General features: G+C 45.8%; 21 protein-coding genes. 11 read left to right on the top strand and 10 right to left on the bottom strand.

Annotated features, from left to right (window positions below; genetic code table 11):
• The first annotated feature begins 82 nt into the window (after positions 1-82).
• From Q9R23_RS02285 to Q9R23_RS02275, 3 genes are all read left to right on the top strand, one after another.
• A complete protein-coding gene (locus tag Q9R23_RS02285; protein ID WP_290755531.1) occupies positions 83-277 on the top strand; it encodes an aspartyl-phosphate phosphatase Spo0E family protein in 195 nt (64 codons plus the stop codon).
• 196 nt (positions 278-473) lie between these two features.
• The gene (locus Q9R23_RS02280; protein WP_290755530.1) at positions 474-770 is read left to right on the top strand and encodes a hypothetical protein; all 297 of its coding nucleotides are present in this window, start codon (positions 474-476) and stop codon (positions 768-770) included.
• A 304-nt stretch (positions 771-1074) separates the two neighbouring features.
• On the top strand, positions 1075-1977 hold the full coding sequence (locus Q9R23_RS02275; protein ID WP_035408692.1) for an SH3 domain-containing protein: 903 nt from the start codon (positions 1075-1077) through the stop codon (positions 1975-1977).
• Positions 1978-2036: 59 nt separating this feature from the next.
• Here Q9R23_RS02275 and Q9R23_RS02270 read toward each other — a convergent pair whose 3' ends face one another.
• The 7 genes from Q9R23_RS02270 to yneA form a co-directional block, all read right to left on the bottom strand.
• Positions 2037-3800 carry an ABC transporter ATP-binding protein gene (locus Q9R23_RS02270; RefSeq protein ID WP_290755528.1) on the bottom strand — a complete coding sequence of 588 codons (1764 nt, stop codon included), beginning with the start codon at positions 3798-3800 and terminating at the stop codon, positions 2037-2039.
• Positions 3797-5548, bottom strand: a complete 1752-nt coding sequence (locus Q9R23_RS02265) for an ABC transporter transmembrane domain-containing protein (protein ID WP_290782066.1) — start codon at positions 5546-5548, stop codon at positions 3797-3799. The genes Q9R23_RS02270 and Q9R23_RS02265 overlap by 4 nt, the downstream gene beginning before the upstream one ends.
• A 120-nt stretch (positions 5549-5668) precedes the next feature.
• Positions 5669-5899, bottom strand: coding sequence for a YneF family protein (locus tag Q9R23_RS02260; protein ID WP_012370001.1), 231 nt, complete (start codon positions 5897-5899; stop codon positions 5669-5671).
• Between the two features lie 123 nt (positions 5900-6022).
• A complete protein-coding gene (gene tkt, locus Q9R23_RS02255) occupies positions 6023-8011 on the bottom strand; it encodes a transketolase (RefSeq protein ID WP_311246331.1) in 1989 nt (662 codons plus the stop codon).
• A gap of 279 nt (positions 8012-8290) precedes the next feature.
• Entirely contained in the window at positions 8291-8527 is a 237-nt protein-coding gene (locus tag Q9R23_RS02250) for a DUF896 domain-containing protein (RefSeq protein WP_035398122.1), read from the bottom strand.
• Between the two features lie 113 nt (positions 8528-8640).
• Complete coding sequence (locus Q9R23_RS02245; protein WP_035408704.1) at positions 8641-9294, bottom strand: YneB family resolvase-like protein; 654 nt, start codon at positions 9292-9294, stop codon at positions 8641-8643.
• A gap of 45 nt (positions 9295-9339) precedes the next feature.
• Entirely contained in the window at positions 9340-9627 is a 288-nt protein-coding gene (gene yneA, locus Q9R23_RS02240; protein ID WP_023467771.1) for a cell division suppressor protein YneA, read from the bottom strand.
• Between the two features lie 211 nt (positions 9628-9838).
• Between yneA and lexA the strand changes: the two genes are divergently transcribed.
• The 5 genes from lexA (at position 9839) to Q9R23_RS02215 (ending at position 13795) form a co-directional block, all read left to right on the top strand.
• The gene (gene lexA, locus Q9R23_RS02235) at positions 9839-10453 is read left to right on the top strand and encodes a transcriptional repressor LexA (RefSeq protein ID WP_023467770.1); all 615 of its coding nucleotides are present in this window, start codon (positions 9839-9841) and stop codon (positions 10451-10453) included.
• A 31-nt stretch (positions 10454-10484) separates the two neighbouring features.
• The gene (locus Q9R23_RS02230; RefSeq protein WP_035408706.1) at positions 10485-10955 is read left to right on the top strand and encodes a metal-binding protein; all 471 of its coding nucleotides are present in this window, start codon (positions 10485-10487) and stop codon (positions 10953-10955) included.
• A gap of 186 nt (positions 10956-11141) precedes the next feature.
• A complete protein-coding gene (locus tag Q9R23_RS02225; protein WP_035408708.1) occupies positions 11142-11843 on the top strand; it encodes an MIP/aquaporin family protein in 702 nt (233 codons plus the stop codon).
• Between the two features lie 43 nt (positions 11844-11886).
• The gene (glpK, locus tag Q9R23_RS02220) at positions 11887-13389 is read left to right on the top strand and encodes a glycerol kinase GlpK (RefSeq protein ID WP_214855371.1); all 1503 of its coding nucleotides are present in this window, start codon (positions 11887-11889) and stop codon (positions 13387-13389) included.
• 133 nt (positions 13390-13522) lie between these two features.
• Positions 13523-13795: a hypothetical protein gene (locus tag Q9R23_RS02215; RefSeq protein ID WP_290755524.1), complete on the top strand. Its 273-nt coding sequence runs from the start codon at positions 13523-13525 to the stop codon at positions 13793-13795.
• A gap of 87 nt (positions 13796-13882) precedes the next feature.
• Here the strand turns inward: Q9R23_RS02215 and dhaM are convergent, their stop codons facing one another.
• The 3 genes from dhaM to dhaK are packed head-to-tail and all read right to left on the bottom strand — an operon-like array spanning position 13883 to position 15839.
• Positions 13883-14251 (bottom strand): dihydroxyacetone kinase phosphoryl donor subunit DhaM, encoded by a 369-nt coding sequence (gene dhaM, locus Q9R23_RS02210; protein ID WP_290755522.1) that lies wholly within the window; start codon positions 14249-14251, stop codon positions 13883-13885.
• Entirely contained in the window at positions 14244-14846 is a 603-nt protein-coding gene (dhaL, locus tag Q9R23_RS02205) for a dihydroxyacetone kinase subunit DhaL (RefSeq protein ID WP_290755520.1), read from the bottom strand. The genes dhaM and dhaL overlap by 8 nt, the downstream gene beginning before the upstream one ends.
• Positions 14847-14870: 24 nt before the next feature.
• Complete coding sequence (dhaK, locus tag Q9R23_RS02200; RefSeq protein WP_290755518.1) at positions 14871-15839, bottom strand: dihydroxyacetone kinase subunit DhaK; 969 nt, start codon at positions 15837-15839, stop codon at positions 14871-14873.
• A 154-nt stretch (positions 15840-15993) separates the two neighbouring features.
• Between dhaK and Q9R23_RS02195 the strand changes: the two genes are divergently transcribed.
• From Q9R23_RS02195 to Q9R23_RS02185, 3 genes are all read left to right on the top strand, one after another.
• Positions 15994-16695 carry an AzlC family ABC transporter permease gene (locus Q9R23_RS02195; RefSeq protein ID WP_035408725.1) on the top strand — a complete coding sequence of 234 codons (702 nt, stop codon included), beginning with the start codon at positions 15994-15996 and terminating at the stop codon, positions 16693-16695.
• Positions 16674-17000 (top strand): AzlD domain-containing protein, encoded by a 327-nt coding sequence (locus Q9R23_RS02190; protein WP_290755516.1) that lies wholly within the window; start codon positions 16674-16676, stop codon positions 16998-17000. Before Q9R23_RS02195 ends, Q9R23_RS02190 begins: the two co-directional genes overlap by 22 nt.
• A gap of 87 nt (positions 17001-17087) precedes the next feature.
• Entirely contained in the window at positions 17088-17264 is a 177-nt protein-coding gene (locus Q9R23_RS02185) for a hypothetical protein (protein WP_311246330.1), read from the top strand.
• Position 17265 lies beyond the last annotated feature (1 nt).

Here is a 17265-nt window from a genome sequence, read left to right as displayed (position 1 = left end):
GTCAATTTTACTGAAATCTCGTTGCATCTAGTAAATGGACTTGCTAGAATATGGATACGACACCAATGTAAGGGAGACCGCTATGACGACACAACAACTATTGACGTTAGCCATTGAAGCCAAACGTAGCGAATTATATCATCAAGCTGACCAGTCCAGCATCACCTCCCCGCGTGTTTTGCAACTTAGCCATGAACTCGACGTCCTACTTTTAGAATATTCACGGACGGTCCAAAACTATACCATTCACGGTTCAAACGAACCGCTCTTATCCTAATGCACGATCTAGTCAGCATTCGAGTGCGAATGCTGACTTTTTTATGACTTCTTATTTCTGATGGAGGTGCTTTATGTCTACTCTTACGTTCTTAGCTAGTTCCCGTCCCTTTTATGTACCTGACGATCTTCCTCGATTATACGTAGATGAAGTCGAACCGCTTGAATATGTATCCTTGAAGTAAGGACGATTCACGATGTCTTACCTTTATACGATTGATGGTGCTGATCAATGGGAGTTCATGATTTACTTAGAGCGTTATATGGAAGAAGGAGATGTCCTCGAATTACTCTACATTGAAAATCAAAATGACAGCATGCATGACCATCTACCGTCCGCTCCACTAGTAGAGCCGATTGACATCAATATTCAACAACGAACGTACCAAACGATTCACGGCACGTTTCAGCTTTCCGCTAACGATTGGATGCAGGAATTGTACCATCGTTCCTATCTGACAGCGTTTGGTGTGACGACGATCGTCAAGTATTGATCTGCATATCACCTATTTCACTTTTTCATCACTAGACGATAAAAGGATGACATAGTTTCTATATTTAAGTCTTTTTCCTTTTAAATTGTTCGAATATTTCATCGAAAGTAAGTCAAAAGACCTATAAATGTCTATTTTTCATAATTATTATGTCCTACCGATGACAAAAACCCTTCTTTTGCAATCTTCTTGTCATACAAGCTTAGTTTGTAACTCGAATGACATTGACCTGTAAACGCACAAGTCAGATTTGCCGTGTAAAGTAGGAACAGTAAACACAGCATATGTCAGGAGGACATCAATAATGAAAAAAGCAGTTTTCGCTGCCGGTCTTGCAGCAACAGCTCTATCAGTAGGATTTGCCCAAGAGACAGAGGCTGCCTCAGAAACGGTAACAGTAAATACACCAGTACTCAACGTACGCACAGCACCTACAACTGCATCAGCAGACGTAGGCAATGTATATAAAGGTCAAACATTAAATGTCGAAGGACGTTCTGGCGCATGGATCCAAACACACATTAACGGTCAAAAACGTTATGTCCATGGCGCGTATACGTCTGCAGCAGGCTCATTCGACTTTAAAAAAGCTACAGTTACTACGGCAGTATTAAATGTCCGTACACAACCAACGACAAGCTCGAAAGATGTCGGTAACCTCTACAAAGGTGAAAAAGTCAACGTAGAAGGTAAAGTCGGTGCATGGATCAAAACAACAATCGACGGTAAAACACGCTATGTACACAGTGCATATACAACACTCGGTAGCGTAGCGAAAGCACCAGCAGCTCAACCAGCTGCGAAGCCAGCGGCTCAACCGGCTGCGAAGCCAGCACCAAAAGCAGCAGCTCAACCAGCAACTGCAACAAAACAATCAACACCTGCAAAATCAGGTACAAAAGTGACGATGAACGTCAGTGCTTACACGAACGATCCATCTAACAATGGTAGCCAACTCTACAACGGTCGTGCGTTGACAGCAAGCGGTTATGACGTTACAAATACGATCACGTACAATGGTATGCGTATCGTAGCAGCTTCTTCGCAATATCCAATCGGTACACGTATGCACATCGAAGGCATTGGTGAAGCAATCGTACTCGACCGTGGTGGCGCAATCCAAGGTAACCGTCTTGATCTTCTCGTTGGTTCACAACAAGAAGCACTCAACTGGGGTCGCCAAAACGTCACAGTTACAGTCTACTAATCAAAACAAACAACCTGCCGGGCGAGATCGCCTGGCAGGCTTTTTTTATAGCTATTTTTTTAAGAGACCGTTACATGACCAGATTGCAGTTGATACATCTTCTTATACAATCCATCTTGCGCGATCAATTCTTGATGGTTACCTTGCTCGATCACTTCCCCTTGATGCAATACAAGAATCAAATCAGCATCTTGAATCGTTGATAATCGGTGGGCAATGGCAATCGTCGTCCGACCCTCACGCATCCGTTCGAGCGCCACTTGGACTTTTTCTTCCGTTTCCGTATCAATCGAACTTGTCGCTTCATCGAGAATCAGGATTTTCGGATCCCGTGCCATTGTGCGTGCGAAGGAAATCAACTGACGTTCCCCAGCGGAGAACGTCGCCCCCCGTTCCGCAACGGGACTGTCATATTGCTGATCGAGTTGATTGATGAATCCGTCGGCTTGTACGAATTTAGCAGCCGCTTCGACACGATCAAAGGAAATCGAACTATCGAATAATCGAATGTTATCCGCGACCGTTCCCGTGAACAAGAATGAATCCTGCAGGACGAGTCCGACATGCTGTCGTAGTTCTTCTTCTGATAACTGCTCGAGCGGTTGACCATCGATCAAGATCCGACCCGATTGGTACGCGTAAAAACGCATCAAGATATTGATGATTGAACTTTTCCCACTTCCCGTATGACCAACGAGCGCAATCGTCTGTCCTTTTTTCGCCTCGAACGAAATCCCTTTCAAGACATCCTTCTCTCCGTCATAACTAAAGCGCACGTCTTCAAAGACGATATGTCCTTCCGACACTCGTGCATCCCCTTCAAGTTGTTTCGTTGGTTCTGGCTCATCCGTATCGAGCACCTTGAATACACGGTCTGCTGAGACGACAGCTTGCTGGAACTCGGACAACCGTTGCATGATTTGCTGAACCGGTTGGAAAATTCGCTCCATGTAACTGATGAAAGCGTAAACGACACCGACTTGGACTGTTTGCGAGAATGATAAGACACCAAAGTACGTCACAAGTGTCGCAATCGAAATGGCGAGTAACAATTCGATGATGGGTCGTAGTAACCAGCTATCAAGCTTTAAGTTCTTGTAACGACCGTTTTGATGAGCGACGTTCGTCTCTTCGAATTCTGCCATTAGACGCTTTTCTTGGCGGAACTGCTGGATGATCGCCATCCCGTTGATCGATTCATTCAGTTGGGCATTGATTTTCGACAGTAAATCGCGGACTTCCGCGTAATACTTCGTCGAATACTTCCGGTAAATCCAAATGATGAAATAAAACAATGGTAACAACAATAACGCAATCGTCGCGAGTCGCGGTTCTAACAGATAGAGGAAGATATATGTCCCAATCAACTGGACACCGCTTTGCACGAATGTCGATAAGACACCGATGTAAAGTTCTTTAATCGCTTCCGTATCGTTCGTGATCCGGGAGACAAGTACCCCAGCAGGCGTTCGATCAAAATAAGCGAGTCGTAAGTGCATGACGTGTCGGAATACATCGATACGCAAGCGTTGAATGACTTGTAAGGCAATCTTTTGGAACTCAAATGCTTGCAAGTAATCGACAATGATCCCTGTTGTATGCAATAACAAGTACGCCGTAAACAAAAGTGCAACTTCCTTTACCGGATACGTACCCGGTGCGACATATTCATCGATAAAAATCTTGACGAGATACGGTCCCCCGAGTTTTGCCGCTGTCGTAATGAACAGCAGGATGAAAGCGATGCTGACTTGCTTTTTGAACGGTTTGACGAAATCAAGCAATCGTTTCAGGACGGCTTTTTCATTGATATCATGATTCATTCAGAACGCCCTCCTTGTTCAACGAGTGATTCTAGTTGCTGGCGATCGTACGTCTCTTTATACCAACCGTCATGAGCGAGTAATTGCTCATGTGTTCCTCGCTCGATGATCCGACCGTCTTCAAGGACGATGATCTCATCGGTATGCGACACAGCCGATAATCGGTGGGCAACGATGATTTGCGCTTGATCGTGATCCGCCGTACGGAAGTGGTGGATGATCGCTTCTTCGGTTTTCGCATCGACCGCAGACAAGGCATCATCGAGTACTAAAATCGGACAATCCGCTAATAATGCTCGGGCAATCGAGATCCGTTGTTTTTGACCGCCAGATAACGTCACCCCACGCTCCCCGACCATCGTCGCGTATCCTTCCTTAAATCCAAGAATATCCTCATGGACTGCTGCAATACGTGCCGCTTCCATGATGTCTTCCATTGATGCATCCGGTTTTGCAAAGGCAATATTATCGGCAATCGACGCGGAGAATAAGAAATGATCCTGTGGAACGATCGCTACTTGACGACGGACGGTGTCACGCGTCAATTGTTTGATGTCTCGTCCACCAATCGTGATGGCGCCTTGTTTAACGTCATATTCACGCGATAACAAACGAACGAATGTCGATTTCCCGGCACCCGTCTTCCCGACGATTCCGAGCGATTTACCGGGCTTCAACGTCACATCGATCTCTTGAAGGACCGGTTGCGTGTCATAGATGAATCGTTTAATCCCGACATGAAGTTCTGATGATGAGACACTCGTTGCTGCTTCCTTCGCATCTTTAATTTCTGGTTCGATCGCAAGCATCCGTTCGATCCGGTCATAGGAAGCACGACCCCGTTCAACGATGTTGAACAACCAACCGAAGGCGAGCATTGGCCACGTCAATAAACCAAGATATGTAGTGAAGGAAACGATATCACCAATCCGGATTTCGCCTTGTCGTAACAAGTAGGCGCCATAGCCGACCGCGATGATATACGATAGACCGACTAATCCAAAAATCGTCGGATCAAACAGTGCATCAATTTTCGCCACACGACGATTCTTTTGAACGACGTCATCAGACAGATCGGTAAACGTCTGCACGTCGGATTCGACTTCCCCTGTTGCTTTTAAGACACGGATACCACTGATGCTCTCCGCGACCTTATCGTTCAAATCAGAGAACGCTTCTTGCGCGTCATGAAAACGGGAATGTAACATCTTACCGTAGCGTGACGTCAAATAGACCATCAGTGGCATTGGCAAAAGTGACACGAGCGTTAATTTCCAGCTGATCGTCGTGACCATCGTGATGATGACAAAGCTCCCCATCGTCACCGAGTCGACGAGCGTTAGAATGCCGGCCCCCGCTGTCATCGAAACAGCTTGTACGTCGTTCGTCGCATGTGCCATCAAATCTCCACTGCGATATTTCTTATAGAACGATTGATCCAAATCTGAAAAATGACCATACAGTTGACTGCGTAACAATCGCCCGAGGCGAATCGATGCACCGAAAATGTGAAAACGCCAAAAATAACGAATGAAATACGTCGCGACCCCGATGAGTAACAATGTACTAGCTAGACGAATCAAATCATTCTTCGTCAAGCTTCCTTCACTCAGACCATTGACTGTCGTTCCGATGACCTTCGGTGGAATAAGTTCTAACCCTGCCACAAAAATCAAACAGATGACCCCAAGACTATACGCTTTCCATTCTCGTCGGAAAAACCAACCGAGTTTCCTGAAGACTCCCATTCAAGTCTCCCCCCTTTTTTAAATCCTATGATTATTTGAAATAGTCTCACATTTTAGATTAGTTCTCTTTCTAAAAAATAGCAAATAAAAAGGAGACCATTTAGTCCCCTTTCGTACAGCTTATTTTTTAGGTGATTTCATTGAACCACTCATTGAACGCATCACTTGGTTGACTTTCTTTTGTGATGGCTTTTGACCCATTTGCATCATCAATGTCTTAATCATATCTTCGTTGATTGGTGGGTTTTGCTCCAAGTAGTTCATCATGTATCGACGAGCGATATAGAAACCAAGGGCGACACCTGCTACCAAGCAAAGAAGGGCAATTAAAATCCAAATCCATGTAGCCAAGTTGCTTCCTCCTCTAACTTAAAACGTCGCTTTTTACTATACTATAATTCCAATTGTTTGCATAGATGATAATAGATGAAAAACGAGTCCGACGTAAGATCGGACCCGTTTTTCCGGAAATGATTATCCGAGTTGCTTGACAGTCGCTAAAACGTTCTCAACAGACATGCCGTATTCTTTCAAGAGGAAGTCTCCAGGAGCAGATGCGCCGAAACGATCGATTCCGATGACCTGTCCTTCTGTTCCTACATATTTGTACCAACCGAGTGAAGCCCCTGCTTCGATTGCTACACGTTTCGTGATGTGTTTCGGAAGAACCGATTCTTTATACTCTGCTGATTGTGCTTCGAATACTTCCCATGATGGAAGTGAAACGACAGCTGCTGATTCACCAAGTTCTTTTTGTGCTTCGACAAGAAGGTGAACTTCTGAACCAGTACCGAGCAAGAGTGTATCAGCTTTCGTAACGTCACCAGCGATGACATAACCACCTTTTTCAGCACCCTCTGTCGTCGTACCTTCAAGTTCAGGAAGACCTTGACGTGTCAAGACGAGGAGTGTCGGTTTATCTTTTGCTTGAACTGCTGTTTTCCATGCTGCGATCGTCTCTTTTCCGTCTGCTGGACGGTAGATCGTGACGTTCGGCATTGCACGGAAGCTCATCAAGTGTTCGACTGGCTCGTGTGTTGGACCATCTTCACCGACAGCGATCGAGTCGTGCGTCAAGACGAAGATTGATGGAAGTCCCATTAATGCTGCTAAACGAACAGCTGGACGGAGGTAATCCGAGAAGACAAAGAATGTCGCGCCGTAAGGAATGACGCCGCCGTGAAGTGCCATACCGTTGACAGCTGCTGCCATTGCGAATTCACGTACCCCGAACCAGATGTTGCGACCGCTTGGATCGATATCGAAGTCTGCTTCGCCTTTAAGCATCGTGTTGTTTGATCCTGCAAGGTCAGCTGAACCACCGAACAATGTCGGAACGTTCTTCGCGAGACCATTCAAGACTTCACCGCTTGTTTGACGCGTTGCTTTTTTCGACGACAAGTCGTATGTCGGAAGGTCTGCTTCCCAGTTGCTTGGCAATTCGTTTGCGATTGCGCGAACGAGTTCAGCATGCAATTCTGGGTGCGCTGCTTCGTATTGTTTCATCGTCTCGTTCCATGCGTCTTCTGCAGAAGCACCACGTTGGACGACCCGCTCGTCAAACAATGATTTGACTTCTTCAGGAACGTAGAACTCTTCGTGATCCCAAATGTAGCTTGCTTTCGTCAATTTGATTTCTGCTTCACCAAGTGGTGCACCGTGAGAAGCCGACTTCCCTGATTTGTTCGGTGAACCGAAACCGATGACTGTCTTGACTTCAATCAATGTCGGTTTTGTCGTCTCTGCCTGTGCCGCCGCGATTGCTTTCGAAATCGAATCGATATCCGTTCCGTCTGCTACGCGAATGACTTGCCAGTTGTACGCTTCGAAGCGTTTCTGGACGTTTTCAGAGAATGATTTATCGAGATCGCCATCAAGTGAGATATCGTTTGAATCATACAATACGACCAATTTACCAAGACCAAGGTGACCTGCGAGTGAAGCCGCTTCAGCTGAGACACCTTCCATTAAGTCTCCATCTCCACAAATTCCGTATGTGAAGTGATCAACGACGTTGAGATCGTCACGGTTGTATTTTGCTTCAAGATGACGTTCTGCCATCGCCATACCAACTGCCATCGCGATCCCTTGACCAAGTGGACCCGTTGTCGCATCTACACCAGCCGTGTGACGGTATTCCGGGTGACCTGGTGTTTTTGATCCCCATTGACGGAATGATTTAAGATCATCCATCGATAGATCATATCCCGATAGGTGGAGGAGTGAGTAGAGAAGCATAGAACCGTGTCCGGCTGAAAGTACAAAACGGTCGCGGTTGAACCATTCTGGATTTTTAGGGTTGTGGTTCATATGATCCGCCCAAAGCGAGAATGCCATCGGCGCTGCTCCCATTGGCATACCTGGGTGACCCGAGTTCGCCTTTTGTACGGCATCAATCGATAAGGTACGAATCGTATTAATTGCTAATTGTTCTACTGTCGTCATGTTCGTCAAAACAATCATCCTCTCTCTTTTTCACAAATTCCTACTCATTTTAGCATACTCTTAAATGTGATACAACTTTTCTAAATAGTATGTCACATTAAAATGAATGCGCTATCTATAGCCGTTCTATCGACTCATACAGGATGTCTGAATCGATGAATGTCCTCTATTAAGATGTATTGCTATCGTACAATGTTTCCTCACCTACTCACTCTAAACAAAAAAGATACTCGCTCTAAACAAAAAAAGAGGTCCGCTTGACGCGAGACCTCTTTTTTCTATAAAAGAAACGAACGATTATTGTTTATTCCGTTCTTCTTCTTGTGCTTGTTTCAATTTCTCTGGTGTTACGTCCGTTCCTTCTTCATCGACGATTTTCATGCCCATGAGTTGGTTTTTGAACGATCCACGGAATGCTGCGAGATACGCTGCACGTAATTCTTTTTGCTCTGCCGTTTCCGCTTCTGATAACGGCTCGACTTTTGATTTATTCGCTAATGCATTGATTCGATCTAATTGTTCTTGTGATAACATGGAATCCCTCTTTCTTTATGACTCAAACTTGAGTTGTTCAATTGTATTCTTACTGTAAAAGAGCTTATAAAAAAAAGCAAGTTAACCGCGTCAGTCGACGGGTTACTTGCTTCTCATTCCGGGCTAGGTGTCAGTTCGCGGTATTCAAGATATCGACGATTGACCGTTGCTTTTGAAATATCATGCCCCATCCCCCGCAAGGTGATGGCGATATCAGAAAACGTCAATCCGAGTTCTCGAAGACGTACAATTTCTTCGATCGGTACGTCTTTTCGACTACGTCCTGCGTTCTCTCCTTGACGATTGAGATTTCGTTCCGGGCGAAAACCTTGTTCGACTGCTCGCCGCATGCCACGGGCGATTTTTGCATTATGCAGTTTCCGTTGGTATTCTTCCACGAGTGAGACGATCTCAAGGACCATCGCTTCTGCATCCGCAAGTTGATATTCTCCATCTGAATCAAGCGTCATCAAGCGGACCCCATGTTTTTTGAATGTATGCAAAATAGCGATTTTTGCATTCCCTCGACCAATCCGTGTATCATCTGTCACCAGGACCGCATCTACCGTATCGCGTGTCACATAATCAAGAACTGTTAGCATCCCTTCCCGATCAACATCATATCCACTCTCTTTTTCAGAGACGATGTCCACGACATCAAATCCCTTTTGAGAAGCAACCTTCGAAAGCTCCATCCGTTGGCGTTCAATCGAACTATCTTGTGCTTCTTTTTCGGTCGATACTCGACAATAAATCACGACCTTCATCGTACCTCACATCCCTGTTCGTTCTTTCACAACTTTTCCATTTTGTCATTGCTGTGCGATTGGTACAACGATTTTGCTTTTTGAGATGACATGTTTTGTCTCAACATCATTATTTTTGATCAACCAGTTGACGTATTCCTCATCTGACATCGAACCGTCATTGTAGACTTCAGCAATTTGTTCGACTGTAGCGTTCTCATCGACCGTAACGGAAGCCGTCATCAATTGCGCTACTTTTTCATCTGGGCGTGGTGTGAGTAAAAAGATCACGAAGGCAATACTTAATGCATAGAAGAGAATAGAAAAAGCATGAGTACGAATCGTATGAATCATCATGAATCCCTCCAAATATGAAATGAATGAGTTAGAATAAACGTTCGCGGAACAATTGTTCGCATAACTCATAATAAACACAGAACCCGTGTTCGGTCAACACAAAATGTCGAACAATTGTTTGTACGCTCATTTGTTCTATGTTATAGTGAATTTAGAAACATATATTCTTACATTTCAAAATTCAATCCAGAAAGAGGTGGCAATTCGTATGCGGAAAATGTCTAAGCGTCAACAAGAGATTCTCGACTACATCGTCTCTGAAGTGAAACTGAAGGGGTATCCCCCATCAGTTCGTGAAATCGGAGAAGCAGTCGGACTCGCGTCTAGCTCGACGGTACACGGTCATTTGGATCGACTCGAGAAACGGGGAATGATTCGCCGTGACCCGACGAAACCACGTGCGATTGAGATATTGCTTGATAAGCCTGAAGAAATCACGGAAGCCATCGTTCATGTTCCCGTCATCGGGAAAGTCACAGCTGGTCTTCCGATTACAGCGATTGAAAACATCGAAGAACAATTCCCGCTTCCTGCACATTATGTAGGAAACGAAACGGTCTTCATGTTGACGATCGATGGGGAATCAATGATTAACGCAGGTATTCTTGACGGCGATCGTGTCATCGTACGCCAACAAAACACAGCAGAAAACGGAGAAATCGTCGTAGCTATGACCGAAGATAGCGAAGCGACGGTGAAACGGTTCTTCTTAGAAGATCAACAGGTACGTCTACAACCAGAAAATGACTCGATGGATCCGATGTATTTCGATAATGTCTCCATTCTTGGTAAGGTAATCGGCGTGTATCGGACGATTCATTGACGGAGGGACCAGTTACGACTGGTCTTTTTTCATGCCCTCAGGAAACGTACATGATACCGTCAATACCGTCGCACTGACGGGTTACGTTGCGTATTCGGTCGCAACGCAACAAACGGATTGGTTACCGACTGCCATCGGAATCGCTGTCGGTACGCTTTGGTTGTCACCTGACCTCGATTTAAAGTCAGAACCGTATTATCGCTTTGGACCATTTCGAGTCCTGTGGATGCCTTATGTGAAGATCATGCCCCACCGCTCGATCTGGTCACACGGATTGATCATTGGGGATGTCATCCGACTCCTTTATAGTGCTGCACTTGTGATTCCCTTATTATTTCTCAGCTTGTATTTTCAAGTCATCGCGTCAGAGACCATTGATTCCTGGTTCGCTTCCCTACCCGCTTTTGTCATTGGTATCATGGTGGCGAGTACAATTCATATCCTACTAGATTATTCCAGTAGTTGGTTTCGACCTAAAAAAAGAAAAAAGCGTCGTCGTTAACACCTCTTTTGCTTGCTTGCAGGCAAGACGAGGTGTTTTCTTATCCAATTTTTCGTATCTTTAAACATTAAAATAAAAAATTTCCATTCCTATATTTCAATTATATGTATTGAAAACGTTATCAAATCGGAGTAATTTAAAGTAGAAAGACCATTATTTGCTTTAATCCAAAGGGAGGGTTTTTGCATGAATAACTTTGTACTAGAAATGATCGGTACGATGATCCTCATTCTGCTCGGGGATGGTGTCGTCGCCGGTGTCGTCTTGAGAAAGACGAAGTCCGAAAACAGCGGATGGATTGTCATCACGTTCGCTTGGGGTCTTGCCGTCATGACAGGAGCATTCGTCGCTGCTGAGAGTGGAGCGCACTTGAACCCTGCTTTAACAATTGCACTTGCTTTAAACTCTGATTTACCGTGGGCAGACGTTCCTGTCTATATTGCCGGACAACTTGTCGGAGCTTTCATCGGCGCCATTCTCGTTTGGCTTCATTACATGAAACATTTTGAAGCGACTGATGATCAAGCTGCAAAACTCGGTGTGTTCGCAACAGGTCCAGCGATTCGCCATACGCCGTCGAACTTGATTTCTGAAATCATCGGGACATTCGTTCTCGTCTTCGGTATCTTGGCGCTCGGTTTAACGACATTCGGTGACGGCTTAAAACCACTTATCGTCGGTTTACTCGTCGTCGTCATCGGTCTATCACTTGGTGGTACAACAGGATATGCCATCAACCCGGCCCGTGACCTTGGACCGCGTATCGCACACGCTATCCTACCGATTCCGAATAAAGGTTCATCTGACTGGGGCTACTCATGGATTCCAGTCGTCGGTCCAATCATCGGTGGAGCGCTTGCCGTGTTCATCTATCAATTGATCTACTAAGATCACGTCTCACTAACACATACCGCTCAAGGGGGATTTCGAAATGGAAAACAAGTATATCCTAGCACTCGACCAAGGTACGACAAGCTCACGTGCGATCATCTTCGATCACGACGGGAAAATCGTCAACTCGGCACAACGGGAATTCAAGCAATACTTCCCACAACCAGGCTGGGTCGAGCATGATGCAAACGAAATCTGGGGTTCAATTCTTGCTGTCATGGCTGAAGCACTCGGAACAGCAGATATCAAACCTGAGCAAATCGCCGGAATCGGAATCACGAACCAACGTGAAACGACAGTGGTCTGGAATAAAGAAACAGGTAAACCGGTTTATCACGCACTCGTTTGGCAATCACGTCAAACGTCTGGTATCTGTGACGACTTAAAAGAACAAGGTTTGAATCAGAAGTTCCGTGATAAAACAGGACTTTTGATTGATGCCTACTTCTCTGGTACGAAAGTCAAATGGATTCTCGACAATGTCGAAGGCGCACGTGAGCAAGCAGAGAACGGTGAATTACTCTTCGGTACGATTGATACGTGGCTCGTTTGGAAATTGTCTGGTGGAAAAACGCATATCACGGATTACACGAACGCTTCACGGACATTGATGTACAACATCTATGAGCAAAAATGGGATGAAGAGTTGCTCGATATCCTCGGTGTTCCTGCATCGATGTTGCCAGAAGTACGTCAATCGAGTGAAGTCTACGACAAGACGGTACCGTATCACTTCTTCGGTTACGAAGTGCCAATCGCTGGGATCGCTGGTGACCAACAAGCTGCACTCTTTGGTCAAACATGCTTCGAAGCGGGTGAAGGAAAGAACACATACGGAACAGGTTGTTTCATGCTCATGAATACGGGTGAGAAAGCCGTTTCTTCTGACCACGGACTCCTGACGACAATTGCTTGGGGCGTTGATGGAAAAGTCGAATATGCGCTTGAGGGTTCTATCTTCGTCGCCGGTTCTGCGATCCAGTGGCTCCGTGATGGACTCCGTATGTTGAAACACGCGAAAGATTCAGAAGGCTATGCAACGAAAGTCGATTCAACAGACGGTGTTTACGTCGTTCCTGCTTTTGTCGGTCTTGGTGCACCGTATTGGGATTCAGATGTTCGTGGGGCGATCTTCGGATTAACACGCGGAACAGATAAAGAGCACTTCGTTCGGGCAACGCTTGAATCACTCGCTTATCAAACACGCGACGTGTTGACAGCGATGGAACAAGATTCTGGAATCGAACTGAAAACACTTCGTGTCGACGGTGGTGCTGTAGCCAATAACTTCTTGATGCAGTTCCAATCGGACATCCTCGGCGTTCCTGTCGATCGTCCAGAAATCAACGAAACGACTGCACTCGGTGCAGCATATCTTGCTGGATTAGCCGTCGGTTACTGGAAAGATAAAGCGGAAATCAAACAACAATGGAAGCTCGATCATCAGTTTAAACCAGAGATGAAAGAAGACGATCGTGAACAACGCTATGCTGGATGGCAAAAAGCAGTGGAAGCGACAATGGTCTTTAAACCATCGAAATAAGTTAATTAATAACCCGATCCCTTTTACAGAGGGACCGGGTTTTTGATATCTTATAGAAAATATAGCGTGAAGTGCCTCATGAATACCATTTATTCTGATCAACAGCTAAAAGAATACATTCAGTTCGCGCTTGATGGCAACATCACGCATGAAGAACTGGCAGCTGGCAGATTGGTGTTACCGGTATATGATCAATGTCTACCATAATGATTATTATCATCTTGCAACTGACGGACGTGGAACTTATCCATTAAGTGAACAAGCGACTGAAGTAGCAAACGATATCGATGCACAATGGGATCTCTATCTTTATAACACGTATTCTTTGGATGCATTACAAACACTTGATTTAGCTACAGTTTGCTTACCTAGAGAGTGGTTAGAAGAGTGGCTCCGGTCGTTTTGATTCATGAGAGTCTCTACTAAGTTTTAATATGAATAGAAGTAATTGAAATAAATCCCCCTCGCCTATTCGCGATGGGGGATTTATTACTTATTTGCCAAACTCATTTTTTAATCCGTCTTCAATCTCATCGACGGATTTCGACTGTCCACTTAAAACAGCTGCTAGAAAAGCACCTTCGACGAGTGGTGCGTCGATAAAACGTACCGTCCGTTCGCCACTGTATAATTCAAGTGCTAATTCCGTGTTCATCGTCGCAGAACCGATATCCGTTAAGACGACTCCATCGTCGTCTAGTGTATTCAGTGTTTCTTCGATTCGTGTCGCGTCCGTTCCAATGCTACCATTTTCAAGACCGGCTGCTATTAAGACTGGTGTATCCGGTGCCATCTCTGCCAACAGTTCCTTCAGTCCAGCCGCGAGTTTTTCACTATGAGAAACAAGTACAAGATTAACCATGAAGCACCTCCGCAATTTCGCTGAGTAGCAAAGCACTCGATAAACTACCTGGGTCCTGTACGCCTTCCGTCGCTTCACCGAAGTAGGACGCGCGCCCTTTCGTTGCGATACGCGCTTTTGTATCAGCAAGCGCTTGATCGATTGCCGCTTTCAAGTCCCCTTCTTGCGAGAGCGCTTCTTGGAACGGTGTCCAGATATCAACCATCGTCTTTTGACCGAATTCCGATTTCCCACGCGATTTGATCCCTTCCGTCGCTTCGCGGAAAGCGTCTGCAAGATCCGCACCTTCGACTTCTGTTTTCCCTTTGAATGCACCGGCGAACTTAACAAATGCTGTCCCGTATAAAGGACCGGATGCCCCACCAATCGTTTTGATCAGCGTCATCCCGACTTCTTTGGATAAAGCTCCTAAATCCTCATATTCGCCGTGTTCTTCTAGCGTCTTCTGGACTGCTTGGAAGCCACGCGACATGTTAATTCCATGATCTCCATCACCAATTTCCCGGTCAAGGTCCGTCAATTCATTCTTATGCTGTTCGATCTGTTCCGCTGCTTTGAGGAGCGCGCTTTGCAACTGTTCCGTCGTCAACTTCATGTTTTTACACCCCGTTTATTTGAATTAGAATCCAATCGCTTTCGTTTCTGCATCGAGATATCCGAGCAGTTCATCATCCACTGGTAAGAGCGTGATTGAGAACCCGTGCATCTCAAGCGATGTCATATAGTTTCCAACGAATGAGCGGGCAATCTCGTAACCATGCGCCTCAAGTTCTTCCGCGACATATTTATACGTGATGTACAGTTCGGATTCTGGTGTTCCGCCCATCCCATTCACCATGACGGCGACTTTTTTGTCTGGTACTTCTTTCGTCAAACGATCGAGCAACTCTTTGACGATCGCATCAACGGAAGCGACTGCTTTTCGTTCAAGTCCTTTTTCACCGTGGATCCCGATTCCGATCTCCATCTCGTCATCATGCAACTCAAAGCCTGGCTTGCCGCTCTCCGGCATGTAACATGGTGAGAGTGCCATTCCAATCGAACGAACGCCCTTGATGACTTTTTCCGCAACTGCTTTGACTTCACTTAGTGATTTTCCTTCTGCCGCTGCAGCACCGGCAATCTTATGGACGAAGACAGTTCCTGCGACCCCACGACGATCCTCTTCCTTTTTGATCGCGATGTCATCATTAACGACGACCGTATCAACTTCAATGTCCTCGAGTTCAGCAAGTTCCTTCGCCATATCGAAGTTCATGACGTCACCTGAATAGTTCTTGACGACGAGTAGGACACCTTTTCCCCCATGAGCTGCCTTGATGCCTTCAAGCACCATGTCGGGTGTCGGTGAAGTGAACACTTCCCCACAAACAGCCGCAGCAAGCATACCGTCCCCGACGAATCCAGCGTGTGCCGGTTCGTGACCGCTTCCCCCACCAGAGACAAGACCGACTTTTCCGTCCAGTGGTACTTTCCGCGCAACGACGTTAACACCTTCGACTTTTTTATACATATCAGGGTGAGCAAGTACGAGCCCGTCGACCATGTCTGAAACGAACCGGTTTGAATCTTTCATTAATTTGTGCATGAAAAACGCTCCTTTACCTAACTGATTTTGCCGTACCACTTACTCTTTACCACCAAATCAAGTCGAGTATGTCGAAAAAAATGATGAAAATATTGACCAGTTGGTGACGATATACCGCACGAATGCTATGCTCTTAAAAAAGAGGAGGAATCGAATGTCATCAGCCTTTCAAGCAGGTGTCCGCGCCTGTCTACCCACCGTCCTTGGCTATATCGGCATCGGCTTTTCCGCAGGGATCGTCGGTCGTGCCTCCGGCTTATCCCCTCTTGAAGTCGGATTCATGTCCGTCTTCATCTATGCCGGCGCCGCTCAATTCATCATCACGAGTCTCTTGCTGTTGAATAGTCCCGCCTCTGCCATCATTCTGACGACATTCATCGTCAATCTCAGGCACTTGTTAATGAGTCTGACGCTCGCTCCGCACGTCGAGACACGCCACCTTCGTGATCGACTCGGTACCGGGACGTTACTGACAGATGAATCGTTCGCTGTCGCAATGAATACTGCGCAAAAAGGGAAGATCTCACCGTCCTTCATGCATGGCTTAAATCTGACCGCGTATCTTAGCTGGATTATCGCAACCGTTCTCGGTGCACTTGTCGGTAGCTGGTTTCCTGATCCCGAACGCTTCGGTCTCGACTTTGCTCTGACGGCGATGTTCATCGGTTTATTGTACTTACAATTTGAAGGAGAACGTACCCGCATTGCCGTGAATAGTTGCCTCTTATTGATCGTCTTACTTTTGCTTTACATCACCATGCGCTACTTTTCTGCGGAAGTCGCCGTTCTTTGCGCGACACTCGGTGGCGCTAGTATAGGAGTCGTGATCACACGATGGAAATCCGCCCAGAATTAATCGGTCTCTTTTTAGCTTGTGGACTCGTCACTTGGATTCCACGTATCTTACCGTTTCTCGTCCTTCATGGACTGACGTTACCGCGCCTTGTAACGGAATGGCTCTCGTTCATTCCCATCTGCCTGCTTGGCGCCCTCTTCTTTCAAAATTTACTTATCGCGCAAGACAACGCGTTCCCGACGATTTCGACGCTTCATGTCTTCGCCGCCCTACCGACGATGGCAGTCGCGATTTTTAGTAAAAGTCTTTCTTGGACGGTCATCACCGGTGTCGTCACGATGGCGTTTCTACGGATTTATCTGTAAGCAAGTTATTCATCTTTAACATATTTCGGTAAATATTTTATGTTATCCTTAAAATAGAAATACATGGATAGTGAAGGAGGTGCTGATGTGCCGAACAAGTGGCTAATACCCTTTTTAATTTTATCGTGCGCTAGTTTTCTACTTGCGAATCAAATGGATCTACCTTATATGCTAAAACAAGGACTGGTCGCGTTGTACATCATCGCCTATTTCGGTGCGATGGTTGTTTCTCGCAAAATGAAAGTCAGAGATCACAAACAATGAC

The organism is Exiguobacterium sp. BRG2, assembly GCF_031844245.1.
In the GTDB taxonomy this organism is placed as follows: Bacteria; Bacillota; Bacilli; order Exiguobacteriales; family Exiguobacteriaceae; genus Exiguobacterium_A.
Note: the sequence above shows the minus strand (reverse complement) of the source record. Positions and strands in the feature narration are given on the sequence as shown.

Coding starts and splice junctions, on each gene's coding strand:
- dhaK (WP_290755518.1), bottom strand. CDS start 15,839: ATGCACAAATTAATGAAAGATTCAAACCGGTTCGTTTCAGACATGGTC.
- Q9R23_RS02270 (WP_290755528.1), bottom strand. CDS start 3,800: ATGAATCATGATATCAATGAAAAAGCCGTCCTGAAACGATTGCTTGAT.
- glpK (WP_214855371.1), top strand. CDS start 11,887: ATGGAAAACAAGTATATCCTAGCACTCGACCAAGGTACGACAAGCTCA.
- dhaL (WP_290755520.1), bottom strand. CDS start 14,846: ATGAAGTTGACGACGGAACAGTTGCAAAGCGCGCTCCTCAAAGCAGCG.
- Q9R23_RS02280 (WP_290755530.1), top strand. CDS start 474: ATGTCTTACCTTTATACGATTGATGGTGCTGATCAATGGGAGTTCATG.
- tkt (WP_311246331.1), bottom strand. CDS start 8,011: ATGATTGTTTTGACGAACATGACGACAGTAGAACAATTAGCAATTAAT.
- lexA (WP_023467770.1), top strand. CDS start 9,839: ATGCGGAAAATGTCTAAGCGTCAACAAGAGATTCTCGACTACATCGTC.
- Q9R23_RS02215 (WP_290755524.1), top strand. CDS start 13,523: ATGGCAACATCACGCATGAAGAACTGGCAGCTGGCAGATTGGTGTTAC.
- Q9R23_RS02245 (WP_035408704.1), bottom strand. CDS start 9,294: ATGAAGGTCGTGATTTATTGTCGAGTATCGACCGAAAAAGAAGCACAA.
- Q9R23_RS02225 (WP_035408708.1), top strand. CDS start 11,142: ATGAATAACTTTGTACTAGAAATGATCGGTACGATGATCCTCATTCTG.
- Q9R23_RS02250 (WP_035398122.1), bottom strand. CDS start 8,527: ATGTTATCACAAGAACAATTAGATCGAATCAATGCATTAGCGAATAAA.
- Q9R23_RS02230 (WP_035408706.1), top strand. CDS start 10,485: ATGCCCTCAGGAAACGTACATGATACCGTCAATACCGTCGCACTGACG.
- yneA (WP_023467771.1), bottom strand. CDS start 9,627: ATGATTCATACGATTCGTACTCATGCTTTTTCTATTCTCTTCTATGCA.
- dhaM (WP_290755522.1), bottom strand. CDS start 14,251: ATGGTTAATCTTGTACTTGTTTCTCATAGTGAAAAACTCGCGGCTGGA.
- Q9R23_RS02275 (WP_035408692.1), top strand. CDS start 1,075: ATGAAAAAAGCAGTTTTCGCTGCCGGTCTTGCAGCAACAGCTCTATCA.
- Q9R23_RS02190 (WP_290755516.1), top strand. CDS start 16,674: ATGGAAATCCGCCCAGAATTAATCGGTCTCTTTTTAGCTTGTGGACTC.
- Q9R23_RS02285 (WP_290755531.1), top strand. CDS start 83: ATGACGACACAACAACTATTGACGTTAGCCATTGAAGCCAAACGTAGC.
- Q9R23_RS02195 (WP_035408725.1), top strand. CDS start 15,994: ATGTCATCAGCCTTTCAAGCAGGTGTCCGCGCCTGTCTACCCACCGTC.
- Q9R23_RS02265 (WP_290782066.1), bottom strand. CDS start 5,548: ATGGGAGTCTTCAGGAAACTCGGTTGGTTTTTCCGACGAGAATGGAAA.